Genomic DNA, 20,221 nt, shown 5'->3' on the forward strand with positions numbered 1-20,221 from the left:
TTAGATGCATGAGAAAACCCTTGGAGCATTTTTACCGCTTCTCCCATGCCCTCTATCCGCATGAACTGTATTTCCTCGAAAAATCTCAGAACTTTCAAATCGAGGAAAACCAGCGGATTATGGAAACCTTGCTCTACAATCTGCAGCATCGGCAAAAGCCTAAAGACTTTCCGCTCGACATTGATAAACGCAAGTACAGCAATCTAAAAAAGTGGATGCAGGAACGCTTGGATCAGGCCAATGTCGACTTGCAGTTAAAACGCATCAATAGCCTGGAGCTAAAGGTGATGCTGGATGAAGTAGATGCCGATACCGAAAAGGAAATCCAGCAATTAATTCGCAATAGCGATCCGCGACATTATCACTTTAGAAAGATCTATGACCTCATCCAACATTATGAGGACTTCCTTTTGATTCGCTTACGCGAGAAAACGGACAAACCGGTAAGTGCTTATTTGCGCAGTCATCAGAAAGCTTATCGACGTTCACGCAGCATTTTCCAAAAAATGCAGGAAGCTACCAATGATATTATTGGTCAGTATCGCCATCGTGATCAAGATCTTGAGAACTGGGAATTATCCTTGAAAGAATGGGTATACGATGAAAATCTGGATGGCATGAATCGCTATGCAGCCTTTGTACGTTTACTCTTCATTTACCTTAATCGCGGGAATCAGGAAGAACTGGAGAAGCTTTATGATTTCATGGATCAGGCTTTGGCCAAAGGGCAGTTTTACTCCCGTCGTATCCTCAGTAATTTTTACGCCAATAAGGTGCTTTTCTTATCGCGCTACCAAACTTTGGATCAAGCGGAGCAATACGGCTACCTATCCTTAAAATTTAAGAATAGCGACTATCTGTTTTACCTCACCAATTTAAGCGCGGTACTGCTGCGACAAGGTAAAACTGAGGCGGCCCTGCAATTACTGCGCGAGTCCTTCCCTGAACTACGACAAAATCCCAACCCACACATCAAGCTGGGCTTTATTGCCTTTTACATTAAATGTATGAGTGATGTAGGCCGTAGTAAAGATGCCATCAATTTTGCTGAAAACTATTTGAGCGCTTATAATCGCGAAATACTGAGCAGCCGCTGGCATCTCTTCTTCATTGCGCATTTCCGCGCTTTAATGATTGAAGAGAAATACAGTCGATTGCTCTACCTCAGCCGGAGGTATCAGATAGAAAAGAAAGACTTCGAAAACCAAAAACGTGCTTCCTACCTACCCACCCTTAGTTGGTATATTTCTATGAGCCGATATGTTGAGGAAGGCCTCAGTGCCGAAGAAACCAAAGCGCAAATGACAGCGGTATTAAGCGAGCTAATAATAGACCAGCGCAAGGAACGCCGACTAAAAGAACTACTTAAAGAATTGCGTCCAATTGCACCAAAAGTAATCGATGAAATTAAGTCCACCCTAAACCAAAGCATCATTACAAACTGATTTACTGTCATTTAAACACTTTTAATTTAAAATGAAGCTTAAAGTCAAGGTTAACCTTATCTTAAGCTAAGGACAGGGAGTCTTTGAGAGCCTGTAAATTAGATGCAAATCAAATAAACTAGCGCATCAGCATGAAAGCAATCCGTTTATGGTCCGTTCTTTCTCTTGCCTTTGTAGTGAGCTTAAGCTCCTGCTCTGAGGACGAGGACCCACAAGACAACAACTCAGGTACGAATAACCCAGTAGGCATCCAGGGTAAATGGTATTCCTCTGGAGACAATGTAGCCCCTCTTTTATCGGCTTTGTTTGGAACCGACTCTATTTACATTGAATTTGCCACAGACCTCACTTACAGTGTAGAACAGTATGATACCAATGGCGCTAAATTGACTTTAAGCGGAACCTACACTCAGACCGAAAGCAATGTAACCGACATTTGGTCCATCGAGGTTAATCAAACTGCACCCGCAGTATTAACCAGCGAAGGTATTTTTAAAGTAGAAGGAAACACCATGCAATATGAGATCGTACAAACCGATCCTGATATTGGTGCCACTCCTCCAACCCCAGCTACCGGCTTCGGCTCATCAGCCTCCGGAGGCACCCCTCTGGGAACTTTGAATATCCAGAATTACGTTCGCATACAGTAATCATTAGGAGTTTAAAGGCGGGCGAAAGCTCGCCTTTCTTATTTTTAAGAACATATGAAGCACCCATTACTTTGGGGTCTCGTGCTGAGCTTATCTATGCAAACCCTTTTGCAAGCTCAGGAGACCAATGGCATTCGAGTATTTGATCAGGAAGTTCCGGAGGAAAGCGAGCGTGAGTTTCAATTTCTGGCTTATTGGTTTAGTCAGGCGGTAAGCGCTAACTACTACCCTACCAACGATTTCTTACGCGGCCAGGTATTTGGTCGGCTCTATGGTCAAAACACTACCCGCAGTACTGATACTGCCACCACCTATTATGTGGAACAAAGGCTATTGCCCTTTTTCATTTACCAACCCAAATTATTTAATGGTCGAGCCATTTTACGTGCCTCTTTCGAAATCGACTTTACCTGGGGGGACGCCTCCTACGGTTCAGGCGGAAACTTTGGGGGCGCCGTTGCCGGAGATCAGGTAAACCTGCAAACCCAAAACGTAGAATTGGAATTAATCCCCTATAAAAACTGGAGTATCAATATCGGTTTGCAAAGGATGTATGATAATCCCAACAACCCTTATCGCACGCTCTTTGGCAAACTCACCAATACCGGCTATCGCCTGATGTTTTGGGGCACAGATGCCACCGGAATCAGTGTTCGCTACAATGGCGATTACGAGCGTATGAAATTTGGTGCCTGGCAGTTCTACGAAAACCTCATTCAGACTGATGATGATGTAAATATGTTCGAAGCACTTTACGATCGCGATATCAGCCGCAGCTGGAGCCTAGGTGCTTCCATAAACTATGTTCGCGACCGAGCTTCGGGTCAAGGGGGTCCCAGTATTTTAGGTCAGGGCCTGAATAGCACCTTGAGCAATTACAATGGCTCTTACCGTTTCCCTTTAGGGCAAAATCCTTATCAGGCAGATGTTTTCTGGCTGGGTTCTTTCTATACCCATAACCCTGACTATATCGAAGACCGTTGGATGGCCACGGGCTTTTTGAATTACAATTTCGGAACGGTTGACACCCTAACCACGGGCGAAAACTATGGTCAGATTAGCAGCATTGGCGGCTATACCTTCAATAGCAAAACCGGTTACCGTTATGGTAAAACCAGTGGCAGCCGTGTAGAATTGGATGTTTTGTATACCAGTGGTGATGCCAATGGAATTAGCGACAATCGCTACAGTGGTGTGCTTACCGGCAATAACTGGGGCAGCCCGGTTTCGGTATGGATTAGCCATGGTGCCTATATCCTATTCCCCCACGGCAATGTGGTAAACCGTTTCGTTTCTGCGGTTAATGATGTTTCCAATTTAGGCTATGGCCTGATGGGCGGAACCTTTAATGTGTACCACGATATTATCGACAATAAACTCAATATTAAAGCAGGAACGGCCGCAGCCTTCAGCAATGTAAATCCTCAGGGAGGCGGCAATCAATTGGGCGTAGAATTAAACGGACGTATCAGTTGGCAACCCCAGGTGTATATGCAATTGGAATTACATGCCGCCAAATTATGGTTAGGTGACTTTTACGATAGTCCGGCCGTAAACGCCAATTCCAGCAGTCGACCAGATAATCCCTGGACTGTATTCCTGACTTACAAATGGTTAATGTTCTAATCATGAGAAAAGCCATTCTATTTTTAAGCGGCATGCTCTTGCTTTTACAGTGCAGCCCCTACCAAAAACTGAGTCCCATGAAAAGCATGGTTGAGGATCTGCGCTATCCTTTTCCCGTTAAGTTTCAGGAATTGAGCTCCGGCCCTCGCATGGCCTATATGGAGCAAGGCCAAGGCGCCGAAACCATTATACTCATCCACGGACTGGGCAGCTATTCACCAGCCTGGAAAAACAACATTCCGGCGCTGGCCGAAAAATATCGAGTAATTGCTATTGATTTGCCCGGTTATGGTAAATCCAGCAAAGGCCCTTGGACTGGTAGCCTGGAGTTTTATGCCGAAAGCTTGATGGAATTTGCAGATAGCTTAAAGCTGAAGAGCTTCCATTTAGGCGGTCATTCCATGGGTGGGCAAATCAGCATGGTTGCCGCTTTGAAATATCCGGAGCGCATTCAAAAACTAATTTTAGTGGCCCCGGCCGGTTTCGAGCCTTTTCATCCCGGGCAAAAAGATTGGTTCCGCAGTGTGGCTACTCCTTCCCTTACCCTTTTGGCCAAGCCCCGCCAGATTCGCGAAAACTTCGCCATTAACTTTTATGCCATGCCCGAAGATGCCGAGTTTATGGTTGAAGATCGGATTGCCATGCGCAGTGCCGAAGATTTTCCTGGTTATGCCTATATCGTTGCCCAAAGCATTAAGGCCATGGTAGATCGCCCCGTTTATGATTACCTGGAGCAGATTCAACAAAAGACCCTAATTGTATTTGGCAAAGATGATATGCTAATCCCTAACCGCTTTTTAACCGGGGGCAGCACCAATGATATTGCCAAGATCGGCGATGAAAAAATTCCCGATAGTCAATTGATCATGCTCGAAAAAGCGGGGCACTTTGTACAATTTGAGGCCTTCGAACGTTTTAATCAATCCGTATTAGAATTTTTAGCCCCTTAAGGCCCAAACCTAAACCATGATTAAACCAGCTCGAGAGTGGGACATCCCTTTGGGTGAGTTTCCCTTATTAAGCACAGATAAGCTTCGCTACGCGGACACAGATCGACAAGGACATATTAACAATGCCCTTTTTTCGACTTTCTTAGAAACCGGTAGAGTAGAGTTACTGCAACATCTGGATCTAATAAAAGACAGCTCCCCTTTTAGTTTTGTTATTGCTTCCCTGCAATTGGATTTTATGCAGCAATTATATTGGCCAGGACAGGTTCATATTGCAACCGGAATCTCTAAGCTTGGTCGCAGCTCTATACACTTGCATCAGGCTTTATTTCAAGATCAACAATGTGTAGCCAGAGCCAATACGGTGATCGTTCAAATAGAAAACATCGGCAGCAAGGCAGTACCCTTTAGTGAAGATCGGCGACAGCTTTTAATGAGCTATCAATTTTCAGAAATATAAAAAGGCGGCCTCATAGAGACCGCCTTTCAGGATAGCCAAAAATGCTATGTATTAGAAACTAATGGTTGCTTCGAGAACCGCACCATTAAAATTTCCGTTGTGATAAATACTGGTGGGATCAAAGTCACTGTAGGACTGATTTACATACTCTGCTTTCATCATCACATTAGGAGTCATAAACCAACCGGCGGCCACTGCGAAACGAGTGATATTGATATCATCAGTGCTAAAAGCCTGAGGACCGGTTACAGTATTGTAACGTGCACCAGCATAGAATTTTTCATCGGCGCCAAAGCGGTAAACCAATTCACCGTAAATCTGAGTATAGGTACGAGTTTCAGTTTCAGCGCTTAATTTACCAGAGGCAGTTTCATAGGCTCCGAAGAATTCCAAGCCTTTGTATTTCACAAAGGGGTTAATCATGATAGAAGTAACCTGATTTACGAAGGTAGGATTCCAACGACCACTGCGAGGATTATCGGTAGGGTTAGCACCCTGATCTTCCATTACCAAATAGTAGCGGCTACCAGTACGATCACCAAAGTAGATGTAATTGGTATTACCATTAGCGGTAGTGTAGAAAGATCCGGTTAAACGCATACGTAAATCTTCGTTCATTTGTTTATCCCAACCCGCTTTACCTAAGAACACAGGAGTGTTTTTGTTGTTGGTAGCTACACTTTGATTGAGTTTACCGTTGGTTGCTCCGATCATTACCAGGAAGTCGCCAGGAGTAAAGTAAATCTCAGCACCAGCCTCGGTATTGAAGGCATCCATAATCATGTTACCCACAAATGGGTTGTAGATAGCACGGGCATTGTCGGTACGGCGGAAGTGATAGTCGCCATAGTTAACCTCCATCATACCAATTTTAATGGTAGTGAAATCCATCACATTCTCTAAAAGATCCTGAGACAACCAGTTCAGGTTAGAGATTTGGATATAACCACCTTTTACCCAACTTTCGGGGTGGCGACGAGAAGAGAGGTAAGTACGTAAGTGCATACGCATACCATCTGCTAAGGCAACGTCAACATCTAAGTTAGCGGTAGGAAGGTTGAAGTTATTTCCGATGGTGATAAGGGTATCAACAGTTGATTCTGTGCTATGGCTCAAAGCTTGCATTTGCACGGCAAAAGCTCCACCTAAGCGTACTTTGAAACCGTCATAGGCGATGTCGCTATTTAAGGCTTCGAACTGATTGATGCCCCGGAAGTCGCGGTATCGATATTGTTGAATATCGCGATTATCGAACTGAGCAAAGGCAGATACTGATACCAACACAAAGCTCAGAACTGCACCTAATTTGGTTAGCGATTTCATAATTGTGGATTTTTAAGTTTAATTGTAATTGATTGTAAATTGAATGGTGATCTTGTCTCCGGTGGTAACAGCACCCATCATAAAGCTGGGGGCTTCCACATCGAAGCTACTCATGTTAAAAGAGGTTACTCCGCTGATTTCGAGACCTTGATCTTTTTGTTTCACATCGATAGGAACATTTACAATGCGTTCTTTACCGGCCACGGTTAATTTGCCGCGACTTTGCATTTTAAAATGCCCGTTGGTCACTTTTTTCTGTTCAGAAACAGAAATAAGCTCGTAGAAAATTTTAGGGTATTTATCCTTTTTCAAGGCTTTGTAAGCATTGGCATCCATAGGGCCTTTGCCACTTTTTAAGGCTTCCACCTGAACGGTGAGCTTTAACTCTTTGATGTTGATAGATTCAGATGCTATCTCGGCATCCACGGTACCCTGGAGGTCATCCGCTTTCATCTCCCAATCATGGAGGGTAGAGGTGCCCAAAATCTTCATTGTAGATTGGGCAGAATTGGTCTTGTAAATTCGAATGGCTTCCTTATCGACGCTGAATGAAAGAAGCATTATCGGAATTAGAAGCAATAGAGGTTTCATCTTATTGTGATTTACATCACAAAGGTGCCACCGCAAGTTTGGCTACACTATGATTTTCATCAGCTAAAAAGCTGAGAAATATCAGTTATTCAAGTCCCCAAAATAGGCCTCATAAGCCGGACTTAATTTAGCCTCCAGTTCGGACATGGTTACTAAGCCATTGGCCCTGAAGTGCTCACGACCTTCTACAAAAAATAAGAGTCCAGGAACGGCCAACATGCGATGCTGACCGGCTAATTCTCGATGCTGACGAGCGTCTAATCGCTGCACCTTAATATGTGGGAATTTGTTTTGTAAAAGCTGCTCGACCTTGGGCCAAAGCGCATGGCAAATTCCACAATCATCCTGGTAGAAATACCAAAATTCCAAAGTTTCCATCTTGGCAAAATTACGACCTTTGGTTGTGCCCTTAACTAAAGAACATTTCATCGAAATCCTTCGGGCCCGCCCCCGTAAGGAAGAACTGCTTAAGTATAGTGCTGATCCCGCTTACCATCAATACTTAAGGGAAATTTGTCTTAGTGATGACCTGCAACTCAATTGGCGAGCGGCCTGGCTTTTAGCCGATTTACCTGCTACAGAGCTGCAGGCTATTTTTCCTTCGGCACAAGTTTTAATTGAGATCTTATCCAGCCCTCAAAAAGACGGCTATCTCCGCGAGATTGTAAAAATCATCAACCGCTTGAAATTGGATGAAGAGGAAGAAGGGCTATTTTATGAATCAGCCCTCAAACTTTGGGAGAATTTAGCCATGGCCTCTGCCACGCGCATTCATGCTATTCGCTCCCTTTTTAAAATCGCTGAGACTTATCCCGAATTGAAACTGGAATTGAAGGCCTATAATGACGATTTTTACTTTCAAGGCTTAAGTCCAGGAATCGCTAAACAAATTCGCAGGCTTTTTGCCGGACTAAGCTAAGACCTTGCGTGCCTTCCAAGCCGTGTAGAGGGAGCTGTAAACCACCACCGTAACCGAGGATATAGGCATTAATATCGCAGCAAATACCGGACTTAAATAACCGGCCACCGCCACAGACAAGCCCACAAGATTATACAAGAGCGACAAGGCAAAGGCCCGATATACAATAGGCTTATACATCCGCGAAAGCGCTAAAAATCGATGCAGCTTCGGAAAGGCATCGGCCATTAATAAGGCATCGCTGGCCGGGAAAAAGCTAATATCCTTTTCACAAAGGCTAATCCCCACTTCACTCTGCTGCAAAGCACCGGCATCATTTAATCCATCGCCCAGCATTAATACCTTTTGTCCCTTGCTTTGCAAAGCTTGCAGGTATTCTAATTTTTGATGTGGACTACAATTAAACTGCAAATCCACCTTTGAACCTAATATCTGGCGGAAGCGCCTTTCTTCGGCGGCATTATCACCACTTAAAAGGCTAAGGCTATACTTATCACTGAGGTCGGCGGCAATTTGATCTAAAGCATCACGGGTTTGCTGGTAAAAGCTGAAATAGCCCAAAACCTTGGCGTCCTTTTCCAGATAAACCGCAGTGGTATTCGCTTCATCACTTAAGCCTAAGAAGGAGGCTTTTCCCAAACGGTAATAGGAGGCTCGCACCCGAGCGCCAACGCCTTCGCCACTGGCTTCTTCAAATTGTAAAACCTGACTAGCATCGGCCTCCTCAATTTGCAAATGCCCCAATAGCACTTTGGCTAAAGGGTGTTGAGCATTTAAGGCAATGGTAGCCACCGCCCATTGATCTTCAAATAAAAGCTGATCGCCATGCCACTGCACCTCAATACTGTCGGTACGGGTGAGGGTTCCGGTTTTATCGAAAACCACCTGATTCAGTTCCGGAAGCCTTTGCAGCACGGTATTATTCTTTAGAAAGAAACCGAAACGTCCAAACCAACGCATCATGCTACCCGCGGTAAAAGGTTCGGCCAAGGCCAAGGCACAAGGACAGGCTACTATCAATACCGAAGTAAAGACTAAAACTGCTTTGGCAGAATCGATCTGCCACCAAATCAAACCCGAAACTAAGGCCACAATCAAAATGGCAGGGGTGAAATACTGACTTACTCTATCACTTAAGGTGCGCGACTTTTTAGTGCTGGCTTCTTCCTTAAAAGCATCTTGAGACCATAAGGAGCTGAGATAGGAATGATCAACGCTGCTTTGCACTTCGAGCAGGGTAGATTTTCCCAAAAGACGGGCACCAGCGTATATTTTGGCACCGGCCTCTTTTTGCACCGGCAAACTCTCTCCACTTAAATAGCTGTAATCCCAGCGCGAATCCTGATCCAAAACTATACTATCGGCAGGTAAAACTTCACCTTGACGAATCCGAATTCGATCGCCTTCTTCCAGCTCATCAATGCCCACTGGCTTTTCGGATCCATCCTCCATCAAACGATTTGCTGCTAAGGGAAGGAAGGAACGTAAATCGCGATCGAAACTAAAATTGCGATAGGTTTTCGCCTGATACCATTTTCCAATTAAGAGGAAAAATACCAAAGCCGTGAGACTATCAAAATAGCCCGAACCCACTTGAGCAATCACCTCATAGGCACTGCGACTAAATAAAACCACAATGCCCAAAGCAATGGGAAGATCTATACTTAAAGCTCCGGCGCGCAGCGATTTCCAAGCGGTACTGAAATAGTCCTTTGCCGAAAACAGCACCACCGGCAGGCTAAAGGCCATCATTAAATAACGGAAGAAACTTTGCAGTTCAGGATCGTATTGCAAGCTGCCATCCAAATACTCCGGTAAGGCTAAAAGCATGGTATTCCCGAAAAAGAAACCCGCTACTCCTAATTGCATTAAAAGCTTATTGCGGCCTTTCCGGCTTTCGCCGAGATGCGTTTTAAAATCTGGCTTATAGCCGATATGATCTAAGATCGCGGCAATCTCAGAGAGTTGAATCAGATCCTTCCGAAAACGAATATCGGCTTCCTTCTTAGAGAAATGCACCTGTACCGAGAGGATCCCCTTTTCAATAGCGGCTAGGTTCTCCAATAAATAAATGCATGAAGAACAATGAATGGCGGGTAAGTGAATCGCGATCCGTGCTTGCTGCTCATCTTCGAATTTGCAGAGCTTAGCCCTAATACTAGCCTCATCCAAATAACGCCAGGGGCCGGCATCAATCGCACTGTGATCTATCAATGAAGCATCCAAATCCATCAATTCATCTACCACCTTGCAACCATAGCAACAGTAGACTTTAGAAGGGTCTCTACCTTCAATTCGCTCTAAGAGCGGTTGATGGCAATGACTGCACTCCGTAAGGATTTGGGCTTCTTTGGACATAGAGCAAAGGTGCCGTGATTCACCTTGGTTGACTATGACATTTATCATATCTTTGATAGACCAAACCTCAAAAACTCCCTCGATTGGAAACTCCTAACCATTGTCAATTCTGCGCTCAACATCCCGACAGTGCCTTTCACGGTATGAGCCGGGAAGGGCTGGAGGAAATCAGTCAATTAAAAACTTGTGTAAGCTTCCGTAAAGGTCAGGTTATCATGCACGAAGGGGCCCGTCCTCAAGGAGTGTATTGCATACACAAGGGTAAGATTAAACTCTACACTTTAGGTACCGAGGGTAAAGAGCAAATTATTCGTTTCGTTACTCGTGGGGATTTAATTGGTTACCGAAGCATATTAAGTGATGAACCTATCAGTGCTTCTGCCACTGCGCTCGAAGATACCTTCGCTTGCTATATTCCTAAATCTTCCTTCTTTAAAGTAATTGAGGATAATCCCAAGTTTTCCTTAAACCTCTTAAAGCTTTCTTGCCACGAATTGGGTGAAGCTGGTAAAATGATCACCAGCCTGGCTCAAAAAAACGTGAAGGAACGTTTAGCAGAAATCCTCCTGATTTTGAACACCACTTTCGGTGAAGATGAGGAAGGATATATCGACATTAATCTCACTCGTGAGGAGATTGCCAATATGGTGGGCACCGCAACCGAATCGGTAATTCGACTAATTTCAGAATTACGTAAAGAAGGTTATATCCGCTCCAAAGGCAAGCGTATTGGCCTCGAAGACCGATCAGCATTACGCGCCATGGCATCAGTTTTTGAATAACTGATAAAAATCATAGACCCAATTTTCAACAGGCAGTATTTTCGTCAACAAGAATACTAGCCGTGGACTTTTTAAACATCCCAAAGAAAATACGTGAGATCTTGCCTTTTGAGGCATCCCCGTTTATTGTGGAAGAAATTGCCATGCAAAGCAGTTATATTCCCTTTTCTGGTCCGGGAGAAATTTTGTTTAAAAAAGGCGACCCTGCTTTAGGATTCTACTGGGTTCTAAATGGCGAAGCCGAAATTATCATCCCTAATAAACGATCCATAATCCTAAGCCCTGGCGCTATGGCTGGCTTGGATTCCTTTATTGAAGAAGACAGTGTGCCCTTTGACATCATCAATCGCGGGCGCAAACTGGACTGCATTTTTATTGATCGCCGTTGCTATAATAATATGCGGGAACACCATGAGTTTAACCGCTATATGAACCGCATGGTACTGAATTGCCTGCGCAGCTATCGGAATCTGCTTCTTCCTTCCGAAAGAATCTACTTGTAATAGTATCTTTAGCCCCCTATTCCCAAGGCTATGCATCAGGTTGATGTGTGCATTGTAGGGGCTGGTCCTGCAGGAAGCACACTTTCCCATTTCCTCCATAAATTAAATATCGATCACCTCTTGATCGATAAAAGCCAATTCCCTCGCGATAAAATTTGCGGGGATGGCATTACTGTAGATGTTCTCAATGTTCTGAAAAGAATTGATCCGAGCTTATTGGAAAAATTCAGTCAGGAGTCAGAAATGCTTCCTTCCTGGGGCTTTTGTTTTCACGGCCCCAAAGGACAAGAACTGCGCTACGACTTTAAAGAGGCGGGCTTTCCGGTGGCGCCATTTTTTACTTCGCGCCGCATGGACCTCGATGATTTTCTCATTCGAGAATTACCAGCAGGAGGTAGCGGTGAATTTTGGCCAGAAACGGAATTAAAAGGCCTGCAAAGATTGGATGAAGGCTTTGATGCCCTAGTGCATCGCCAAGGAGAAGAAGAAAAAATCCGTTGCAAAATTATCATTGGCGCCGAAGGGGAAAAGCCAGTAGTTACACGCTATTTAGGTCTGGAACATTTTAGAGAAAAAGATCACCTCCTGGCGGCCATTCGCATTTACTATAAAGACCTCCAAGGCTTTGACCCTGGAAATCACCTCGAGTTTTTCTTTGATCCCCATCTATTACCTGGCTATTTCTGGGCATTCCCGCTGAGCAATAATGAGGCGAATGTGGGACTGGGAATGTTAAGCACCAGCATTGCAGCCAAAAAGATAAACCTAAAAAAGAGCTTCGAAGAAATAATTCAAAGAAACCCGCATATCGCGCCACGTTTTGAAGGGGCGGTGGCTCTGGAAAAAACCAAAGGTTGGGGACTACCCATTATGACCCCCAAACGTAAGATTGGCGGAGACGGCTATGCCCTTATTGGTGATGCCGGAGGAATGATTGAAGCCTTTACCGGTAAAGGTATTGGCCCTGGAATGATGAGTGCCCGCATCGCCTCTGAGCATATCGAAAAAGCCTTTGCCCAGAAGAACTTTAATTTTCAGGCCTATCACGATCATATGTATCGCTATTACCGTAGTGAGATTAAGCATACCTATCGACTACAAAAAAGCCTAAAGCATACCTGGATATTAAATCCGGTGATGAGCCTGGCCTCTTGGTCGCCCTTAACTCGCTATGCTGAAGATCGCATGATCCGCGATTTCTTAAAATGGGTCTGAACAATCAGGGGGAGAACTGTTATTTTAAAGGAATAATTCTCCCGCCATGCACACCGAAAAAATTCGCTTTAGCAGTCCCGAAGGCCATGAACTAGCCGGTATACTGGATCGCGCCCCGGGCTTTATACATGGCCCTACCGCTCTCTTTGCCCATTGCTTTACCTGTGGAAAAGACCTAAAAGCGATTCGGAATTTATCACTGGCCCTAGGTCAACATGGGATCAATACCCTGCGTTTCGACTTCACCGGCTTAGGTCAGTCAGAAGGAGAATTTCGCGATACCAATTTTAGCTCCAATCTGGAGGATTTACTGGCTGCGGCCGAATACCTAAAATCCCGAAACTGTGCTCCGGAAATTTTAATTGGCCATTCCTTAGGTGGAGCTGCCGTATTAATGGCCGCCCAAAAAATACCTAGCGTTAAAGCTGTTGTTACGATTGGCGCTCCCTCCGAAGCCCACCACGTGCAGCATCTCTTCGAAGAAAAGCTAGAGGAAATTAAGGGAACTGGTGAAGCCAAAGTATCGATTAGTGGAAGGCCTCTTACCATTAAGCGACAGTTTATCCAAGATCTGGGAGCCTATAGCATCAGTGAAAAGCTCAGTACCTGGCGAAACCGAGCTTTATTGGTCTTACATTCCCCTCAGGACCGAATTGTGGGAATTGAAAATGCCCGAGAAATATATAAAGCGGCCCATCACCCCAAAAGCTTTGTTTCTTTAGATGGGGCTGATCATCTGCTAAGCGATGAAGCAGACTCCCGTTATGTTGGCGAACTAATTGCCTCTTGGTCTGAGCGCTATTTAAATAGTCAAAAATCTCCCCCTCCTCTAAAATCCGACAGCCTGGTTTTAGCGCAAATCGACCGCGAACCCTTTGTCAGTCAAATTAAAGCAGGGGACTTCTTGCTTTTGGCCGATGAGCCGGAAGACTTAGGCGGGCAAAACCGCGGCCCCAATCCTTATGAATACTTAGCCACAGCTTTAGCGGCCTGCACCGTAATGACTCTACGAATGTATGCCGATCGCAAAGGCTGGCCATTGGAAGAAGCGCGAGTGCATATCGCCTTTGATGCCGATTATAAGCAAGATGCGCTGGAATGCGAAAATCAAAAACCCAAATTAGGGAAGTTTACGCGCCGGATTGAATTTATAGGTGACTTGGATGAAAAGCAAGAGGAACGCCTCTTGCAAATCGCCAATCGCTGTCCGGTGCATCGCAATTTAGAAGCGGGAATGAGCATTGAAACAAAAAAATTGGAGCCCTCTTAACTTTTGCTTAATACCCGCTTAATAATTTTTTAATTTTGTGCTCCGCGAAAATGGAGCATGACTCGACTTACAATTTTTAGCCTGGATACGGTAATTCGTTATTCGGAAACCAATCTGCGAAAGCTTCTCTTTCAATTAATTAGCGAAAGAGAGGGCATTAGCATGGAATCTGACCCTGCTCCTGAAATCCGAAACTTTCAGGCTCTCCTAAATCACATCTTCCAAAAGGAAATTAAGAAAGAACTCAGCGAGGAAAATCTTGCTGCCTACCAAAAAGCCTTCAAAAAAGCGGTAAAGAAAAATTACCTGGATGATGAAGATGCTTTTGAAGTAAGGCCTGGAGTGCAAAGTCTTTTTGGGCAGATGGAAAAGGAGAAAAAGTGGAAATTCGGTATTGCCAGCGATCTCTGGGAAGAGGCTACCCAATTCCTTCTTCAAGCTTGTGGAGTATTTAGCAAGGATAAACTCACCATTTGCGCCGAAACTGCTCCAGATCGCAATGCTCAAATGGAAATCTTGGTGAGCAGAGCGCAAAAGAAAGATCAGGGACTTAAAATTTATATAGTTTGCCTTAATGGCGAAAAGCCTGAATTAAAAAGGGATTTCAAAATCATCCGCCCCAAGGCCTCAGACAAAGAGAGCAATTACTACGTCTACCCTCGCTTTAACGAGCTCTTCAAAATCAAAAAGAAAAATAAAAAGAGAAGCAGCAAGTAGGCTTATACGCTTGAGATTGAATTTGTCTTTGCTACATTTAAGCAATGCTAAAAGCTATGTCTCAAGTCCCCCTTTACCGCTCCGACCTTAGCTCCAAGGATCTGCAGAAAATCTTCCAAGATCAAAAGGACTTCTTTCGTATGGGTAAAACCTACGAACTACACTTTCGTCGCAGTCAACTCAAAAAACTAAAGTCTCTCTTAAAGGACTATGAAGATGAACTCCTGGAGGCTCTGGCCAAGGATTTCGGCAAACCCGCATTTGAAGCCTATGCTTCCGAAATTGGTTTTTTGCATGAGGAGATTAATCTTCTACTTAAAAATTTAAAATCCTGGGCTCGTCCCAAGCGCATGCCCAGCCCACTGAGTACCTGGCCCTCTCGATCTTACAGCATTCCACAACCCAAAGGCATTTGTTTGATCATTGGCCCCTGGAACTATCCGGCAATGCTTCTCCTGGCACCAATGGCCGCAGCCCTGGCAGCCGGAAATACCGTTTTTGTAAAACCCCCTGAGCAATGTCCGCATAGCGCTAATCTTATCTGCCAATTACTCACAGAAAACTTTGATCAGGAATTAGTTACGGTGGTACAAGGCCCGGGTCATGAAGTAATCCCACCCCTTTTAGAGCAGCATCGTTTTGATCACATCTTTTTTACCGGCAGCACTGGAGTGGGGCGTAAAATTGCGGAATTAGCGGCCACCAAACTTAGTCCTTGTACCCTAGAGCTAGGGGGCAAAAGCCCGGTGGTGATCGACCGCAGCGCGAACCTAAAAGTAGCGGCCCATCGTATTGCTTTTGGCAAATGGCTTAATGCCGGCCAAACCTGTGTAGCGCCGGATTATATTCTGGTGCAGCGCGATGTGCTGGATAACTTCCTGGAGGAAATGAAAGCTTGCTTAAAAGAGTTTTACCCTCAAGGCGCCCTCAAGAGTCCGGATTATACGGCTATCATCCATGAGCAACATTTTAAAAAGCAAGTGAGCTATTTAGAGCAGGGGGAACTCTATTTTGGGGGCGAACAAGATCCTGAAAATCTGAAAATAGCGCCAGCCTTAATCCTGGAGCCTAAGTTGGACAGCCCGCTAATGACTGAGGAAATCTTTGGACCCATTCTTCCCATTTTGGCTTACGATTTCAAAGAAGAAGCCCTGGAAATTATCGAGCGAAATCCTAATCCATTGGCCTTCTATCTCTTCACTAAGGATCGGGAAATTCAAAATTATTGGAAGCAATTGCCTTTCGGCGGAGGGGCCATAAACAATACCATCGTGCATCTGGCTAATCCTCGTTTGCCTTTCGGCGGAATTGGCCAAAGCGGATATGGTCATTACCATGGTAAATATGGCTTCGATACTTTTTCGCATCATAAATCATTAATGAAGTCTGGCACTTGGTTCGACCTTAAACAGAAATATCCACCCTACAGTGCTTTCGCATATAAGCTGGTAAAGTGGCTGATGTCTTAAACTAAAAAAAGGCGATCCAAGAAATTGAATCGCCTTTTGAAATATTAAATCGTGAAATGCGAATTGGGATGATTGCCATCAATATTCGCTAGAAACTCGAGTACCGTATCCTGATAAGGATCTTTAAAATAATACTCCAGATAATAACGTCGGTCATCACTACCCTGCAAGGCTAAAAGATATTTAGGAACCATTTTGCCATTGGCAGGACTGAGGTAGGAATCCTTTTCCAGAAACTGATGTACTTTCCAAATTTCTAGATGCGCAGGATCATACAATCGACCATCCGGGCCCTTAGCCCTTTGCGGATTTAAAATTTGCAGAGGTTTATCAAAACCCTCTTCGGCTAATTGGTTTTTACTTTGCTGCCAAGTAGAATAAGGATCGGTATTCGCGCTCTTCAATTCCATAGCTCTTTCTATTGTTCGATAAAGCTTCTCCACATCCAAGCCGCTTTCTCGTGCACGCTTAAGCGCTCGGTCATAAGGTCTACTGTAACTTCATCACTTTCTTGATCGGCCTTAGCTAAGGCATCCCGCATATTTCGGATCAAATTCTCGTGAGAACTCAATAAGTCTGCGGCCATTTCCAATGCTGAAATTCCGCTTTTGGCCTCTTCTATTTTACTAATCTGGCTATAGGTTTTAAAGCTACCTGGCGCATCAAAACCCAGGGCCCGTATGCGTTCGGCAATTTCATCGATAGCCGCAAACAAATCTTCATATTGGGCTTCGGTAAGGTCGTGCATGCTTTTGAAAAGCGGACCTTTAACGTTCCAGTGGTAATTATGGGTCTTGAGCATCAGGAGATAATGATCTGCCAGAATTTCGTTCAAGTGCTCCACAATTCCCGCCCTTCCATTTTCGGAAAGTCCGGTTTCGAGTTTCACATTTCGATGTTCTGTTTTTAGATCTAGCTCTTGTAAGCTCATAATTTTACTTATTCGTTTTTGTTTATACTATTAGAACCATTGAACAATCAATTTGTTCAGGTAATTTTCAGATTTTAAATTATTTACCCTTATCCTACTAAAGAAAGCATTTAAATGAAAAGCCAAAAAATCAAAGTCCGAGGCACTGTTCAAGGTGTATATTTCCGCAAATACACCCAGGCTAAAGCCGAAGAATTGAAACTTAAGGGCTGGGTAGCCAATCGATTGGATGGCTCGGTAGATATTTTAGCGATGGGGGACTCCGATACTTTGGAGCAGTTTAAGAAATGGCTGTGGACGGGTTCCCCCGGTTCTATGGTAGGCAGTGTAGCTGCGGAAGAAACGAATCCTCAGGAACTTGAGGGCTTTAGCATTATCGATACCTTCTAGATTCGTAATTTTGCCGCATGGATGCAAGCAGACTGGATAGATTGGAGCGTCAAGTTCAAAAGGACCTGGCAGAAATATTTCGCGAAATCGCACAGAACCAATTTCGTGGTATCGTATTTACCGTAACCCGGGTGCGTATTAGCCCCGACCTTTCTATTGGCCGAGTAAACATCAGCCTCTTTCCAGTTAAGGATAAGGCCTTGGTTTTAGACTGGATCAAGGAACACGGCAGCCTTATTAAAGATCGCCTGGTTCGCAAAATGAAAGGCAGCTTGCGCAAGGTGCCTGATTTCTATTTCTACCTCGACGAATCGGTGGATGCCGAAGCGGAAATCGACCGCATTTTAAAGGAAGGTGGCGACAGCCCTATTAAATAGTATTGAACTTTAGCCGCTACATAGCCTGGCGCTACTTCTTTGCCAAAAGCAGTAGTAATGCCGTTAATATTATCACCGCTATTTCGCTTAGCGGAATTTTAGTGGGCAGCGCGGCTTTAATCATTGTTTTATCAGCCTTCAACGGATTGGAAAATCTGGTGAGAGGTTTTTATCAAGATTTTGACCCCGATTTAAAAGTGCTTCCCGCCGAAGGGAAATTCTTTACCGAAGCAGAGGCTACCAAGGTCTTAGATGCCCAGGATTTCATTGCTCAGTATTCGCGAGTGATGGAAGAAAAGGCCCTTTTTAATTTTCGGGATAAAGATTATATCGCCAGTCTTAAAGGAGTAGACCATCAGTATTCCAAAGTAAATGCTATTGAGGACTATGTTCCTTTTGGCTCCTATCCGCTTAATCAAGATGAGTCAGTCCCCACCGGAGTTATTGGTGCCGGAGTAGCCTATTATTTAGGCTTTAGCCGTTCTGATTTCCAGGAGCCGGTTAATATTTTCATCCCTCGCGATATTGGTCAGGTTAGCACCGAGAGCTTTCGCTCCGAGCGCATTTATCCCTTGGGAATCTATTCCATCCAGCCTGAATTTGATGAGCAGTTTATTCTTTGCCCTCTGGATTTTTGCCAAAAGCTATTGGAGCGGCCCGGCATGCTAAGTGGGGTGGAAATTGCGCTTAAGCCTGATGCAAATCTCTTCGGGGCTCAAGAAAAATTACAAAGCGAATTAGGCCCGGAATTCAAGGTGTTGACTCGTGATGAGCTGCAAGCTGGTTTTTTAAAAGTGATGCGTACCGAAGGGCTATTCACCTTTTTGATCTTCGCTCTTATCCTCACCATTGCCACCTTTACCATTGCCGGTAGCTTAACCATGATCATGTTTGAAAAGCGCGCCAACCTTTTCACCCTTTGGTCGATGGGAACCCCAATAAAGAGTTTACGAAAAGTAATATTGCAATTAGGATTGATCATCACCTTCAGCGGGGGTCTTACCGGAATTTTCTTAGGTAGCCTGATTGTATTTGGTCAGGAACATTTCCAATGGATTTCCGTGGGTGAAGGCTATATCGTAGATGCTTATCCGGTAGCGCTGCAATTTCAGGATGTACTCCTAGCCACTGCCACCATCTTTGTTTTAGGCTTTTTAAGCTCCTGGCTCAGTGCCCGACGCTTAAACCTCAAGCTCCTGCGCTCCTAATAAGGATAGGCCATTTCCATATCCGCAAAGCGCTCCAAAATTTCATTGAGGGTATCCAAAATTTCTTCGGGCTCATTGGAGGTCACCAATTTGGTGCGGTATTCCTTAAAGTGGGAAATGCCCTTAAAGTAATTGGTGTAATGGCGGCGGGTTTCATTAATCCCCAGTTGGGTTCCTTTCCAATCTAGGGCCATTTCGAAATGCGTACGACAAGCTTGCACTCTTTCCTCTAAACTAGGAGGAGCCAGCATTTCACCGGTATTTAAATAGTGTTTGATCTCTCTGAAAATCCAGGGATAGCCAATAGAAGCCCGGCCAATCATTAGGCCATCAACCCCATAGGTATTTTTCATTTCCAGAGCTTTCTGTGGACTGTCCACATCACCATTGCCAAAAACCGGAATTTTCATGCGGGGATTGTTTTTCACATCCGCAATCAGTGACCAATCGGCACTGCCTTTATACATCTGCTTCCGTGTACGACCGTGAATGGAAATAGCTTGAATACCTACATCCTGCAAGCGCTCGGCCACCTCAACAATATGCTTGGATTCTTCATCCCAGCCCAAGCGAGTTTTTACCGTTACCGGCTTATCTACGGCTTTCACAATTTCGGCGGTCATTTCCACCATTTTAGGGATGTCGCGCAGAATGCCCGCTCCGGCTCCCTTTCCCGCTACATTTTTAACGGGACAGCCATAATTAATGTCTACGATATCCGGATTTGCGGCTGCCGAAATAGCCGCTGCTTCGCGCATGGAGCTAATTTCATTTCCAAAAATCTGAATCCCTAAGGGACGTTCGTACTCGAAGAAATCGAGTTTTTGAACGCTTTTTCCTGCATCACGAATCAGTCCTTCGGAGGAAATAAACTCCGTAAACATCACGTCCGCTCCATGCTTTTTACACAAAGCTCTAAAGGGCGGATCACTCACATCTTCCATCGGCGCCAGCAAGAGAGGAAAATCTCCTACTTCAACCGCTCCAATTTTAACCACAAGCGGGATTTTTAGAACTTTGCAAAAGTACAAAAGATG

At 44.6% G+C, this 20,221-nt stretch carries 22 protein-coding genes; 15 read left to right on the forward strand and 7 right to left on the reverse strand.

Annotated features, from left to right (window positions below):
• Positions 1-8 precede the first annotated feature (8 nt).
• From H4K34_RS06730 to H4K34_RS06750, 5 genes are all read left to right on the forward strand, one after another.
• Complete coding sequence (locus H4K34_RS06730) at positions 9-1,445, forward strand: hypothetical protein (protein ID WP_210760057.1); 1,437 nt, start codon at positions 9-11, stop codon at positions 1,443-1,445.
• Positions 1,446-1,576: 131 nt separating this feature from the next.
• A complete protein-coding gene (locus H4K34_RS06735; protein ID WP_210760058.1) occupies positions 1,577-2,095 on the forward strand; it encodes a hypothetical protein in 519 nt (172 codons plus the stop codon).
• Between the two features lie 54 nt (positions 2,096-2,149).
• The gene (locus tag H4K34_RS06740) at positions 2,150-3,721 is read left to right on the forward strand and encodes a hypothetical protein (RefSeq protein ID WP_210760059.1); all 1,572 of its coding nucleotides are present in this window, start codon (positions 2,150-2,152) and stop codon (positions 3,719-3,721) included.
• A 2-nt stretch (positions 3,722-3,723) separates the two neighbouring features.
• Positions 3,724-4,671 (forward strand): alpha/beta fold hydrolase, encoded by a 948-nt coding sequence (locus H4K34_RS06745; protein WP_210760060.1) that lies wholly within the window; start codon positions 3,724-3,726, stop codon positions 4,669-4,671.
• Positions 4,672-4,687: 16 nt separating this feature from the next.
• Entirely contained in the window at positions 4,688-5,131 is a 444-nt protein-coding gene (locus H4K34_RS06750) for an acyl-CoA thioesterase (protein ID WP_210760061.1), read from the forward strand.
• A 51-nt stretch (positions 5,132-5,182) separates the two neighbouring features.
• Here H4K34_RS06750 and H4K34_RS06755 read toward each other — a convergent pair whose 3' ends face one another.
• From H4K34_RS06755 to H4K34_RS06765, 3 genes are all read right to left on the reverse strand, one after another.
• Positions 5,183-6,454, reverse strand: a complete 1,272-nt coding sequence (locus H4K34_RS06755) for a hypothetical protein (RefSeq protein WP_210760062.1) — start codon at positions 6,452-6,454, stop codon at positions 5,183-5,185.
• Between the two features lie 18 nt (positions 6,455-6,472).
• Positions 6,473-7,015 carry a YceI family protein gene (locus H4K34_RS06760; protein ID WP_210760063.1) on the reverse strand — a complete coding sequence of 181 codons (543 nt, stop codon included), beginning with the start codon at positions 7,013-7,015 and terminating at the stop codon, positions 6,473-6,475.
• Positions 7,016-7,126: 111 nt separating this feature from the next.
• Complete coding sequence (locus tag H4K34_RS06765; RefSeq protein WP_210760064.1) at positions 7,127-7,423, reverse strand: thioredoxin family protein; 297 nt, start codon at positions 7,421-7,423, stop codon at positions 7,127-7,129.
• Between the two features lies 1 nt (position 7,424).
• Here H4K34_RS06765 and H4K34_RS06770 point away from each other — a divergent pair, with 1 nt between their 5' ends.
• The gene (locus H4K34_RS06770) at positions 7,425-7,964 is read left to right on the forward strand and encodes a hypothetical protein (protein WP_210760065.1); all 540 of its coding nucleotides are present in this window, start codon (positions 7,425-7,427) and stop codon (positions 7,962-7,964) included.
• Here the strand turns inward: H4K34_RS06770 and H4K34_RS06775 are convergent.
• Entirely contained in the window at positions 7,956-10,322 is a 2,367-nt protein-coding gene (locus tag H4K34_RS06775; RefSeq protein ID WP_210760066.1) for a heavy metal translocating P-type ATPase, read from the reverse strand. The genes H4K34_RS06770 and H4K34_RS06775 overlap by 9 nt on opposite strands.
• Positions 10,323-10,405: 83 nt before the next feature.
• On the opposite strand from H4K34_RS06775, the gene H4K34_RS06780 reads away from it, so the two are divergent.
• From H4K34_RS06780 to H4K34_RS06805, 6 genes are all read left to right on the forward strand, one after another.
• Positions 10,406-11,104, forward strand: coding sequence for a Crp/Fnr family transcriptional regulator (locus H4K34_RS06780; RefSeq protein WP_210760067.1), 699 nt, complete (start codon positions 10,406-10,408; stop codon positions 11,102-11,104).
• A gap of 143 nt (positions 11,105-11,247) precedes the next feature.
• Positions 11,248-11,607, forward strand: coding sequence for a cyclic nucleotide-binding domain-containing protein (locus H4K34_RS06785; protein WP_210760068.1), 360 nt, complete (start codon positions 11,248-11,250; stop codon positions 11,605-11,607).
• A 30-nt stretch (positions 11,608-11,637) separates the two neighbouring features.
• The gene (locus H4K34_RS06790) at positions 11,638-12,822 is read left to right on the forward strand and encodes an NAD(P)/FAD-dependent oxidoreductase (RefSeq protein ID WP_210760069.1); all 1,185 of its coding nucleotides are present in this window, start codon (positions 11,638-11,640) and stop codon (positions 12,820-12,822) included.
• Between the two features lie 46 nt (positions 12,823-12,868).
• Complete coding sequence (locus H4K34_RS06795) at positions 12,869-14,092, forward strand: bifunctional alpha/beta hydrolase/OsmC family protein (protein ID WP_210760070.1); 1,224 nt, start codon at positions 12,869-12,871, stop codon at positions 14,090-14,092.
• 57 nt (positions 14,093-14,149) lie between these two features.
• The gene (locus tag H4K34_RS06800) at positions 14,150-14,809 is read left to right on the forward strand and encodes a hypothetical protein (protein ID WP_210760071.1); all 660 of its coding nucleotides are present in this window, start codon (positions 14,150-14,152) and stop codon (positions 14,807-14,809) included.
• Between the two features lie 56 nt (positions 14,810-14,865).
• Positions 14,866-16,278, forward strand: a complete 1,413-nt coding sequence (locus tag H4K34_RS06805) for an aldehyde dehydrogenase family protein (RefSeq protein ID WP_210760072.1) — start codon at positions 14,866-14,868, stop codon at positions 16,276-16,278.
• A gap of 44 nt (positions 16,279-16,322) precedes the next feature.
• Here H4K34_RS06805 and H4K34_RS06810 read toward each other — a convergent pair whose 3' ends face one another.
• Positions 16,323-16,688, reverse strand: a complete 366-nt coding sequence (locus H4K34_RS06810; RefSeq protein ID WP_210760073.1) for a hypothetical protein — start codon at positions 16,686-16,688, stop codon at positions 16,323-16,325.
• 8 nt (positions 16,689-16,696) lie between these two features.
• Positions 16,697-17,209 (reverse strand): Dps family protein, encoded by a 513-nt coding sequence (locus H4K34_RS06815; RefSeq protein ID WP_210760074.1) that lies wholly within the window; start codon positions 17,207-17,209, stop codon positions 16,697-16,699.
• Positions 17,210-17,323: 114 nt separating this feature from the next.
• On the opposite strand from H4K34_RS06815, the gene H4K34_RS06820 reads away from it, so the two are divergent.
• The 3 genes from H4K34_RS06820 to H4K34_RS06830 are packed head-to-tail and all read left to right on the forward strand — an operon-like array spanning position 17,324 to position 19,184.
• Positions 17,324-17,599: an acylphosphatase gene (locus H4K34_RS06820; RefSeq protein ID WP_210760075.1), complete on the forward strand. Its 276-nt coding sequence runs from the start codon at positions 17,324-17,326 to the stop codon at positions 17,597-17,599.
• A 17-nt stretch (positions 17,600-17,616) separates the two neighbouring features.
• Positions 17,617-17,976 (forward strand): ribosome-binding factor A, encoded by a 360-nt coding sequence (locus tag H4K34_RS06825; RefSeq protein ID WP_210760076.1) that lies wholly within the window; start codon positions 17,617-17,619, stop codon positions 17,974-17,976.
• Positions 17,977-17,978: 2 nt separating this feature from the next.
• Positions 17,979-19,184: an ABC transporter permease gene (locus H4K34_RS06830; protein ID WP_210760077.1), complete on the forward strand. Its 1,206-nt coding sequence runs from the start codon at positions 17,979-17,981 to the stop codon at positions 19,182-19,184.
• On the opposite strand, the gene dusB is transcribed toward H4K34_RS06830, so the two are convergent.
• Positions 19,181-20,182, reverse strand: coding sequence for a tRNA dihydrouridine synthase DusB (gene dusB / locus H4K34_RS06835; RefSeq protein WP_210760078.1), 1,002 nt, complete (start codon positions 20,180-20,182; stop codon positions 19,181-19,183). The genes H4K34_RS06830 and dusB overlap by 4 nt on opposite strands.
• Positions 20,183-20,221: the final 39 nt, after the last annotated feature.

This window comes from Croceimicrobium hydrocarbonivorans, from assembly GCF_014524565.1.
Classification (GTDB): Bacteria; Bacteroidota; Bacteroidia; order Flavobacteriales; family Schleiferiaceae; genus Croceimicrobium; species Croceimicrobium hydrocarbonivorans.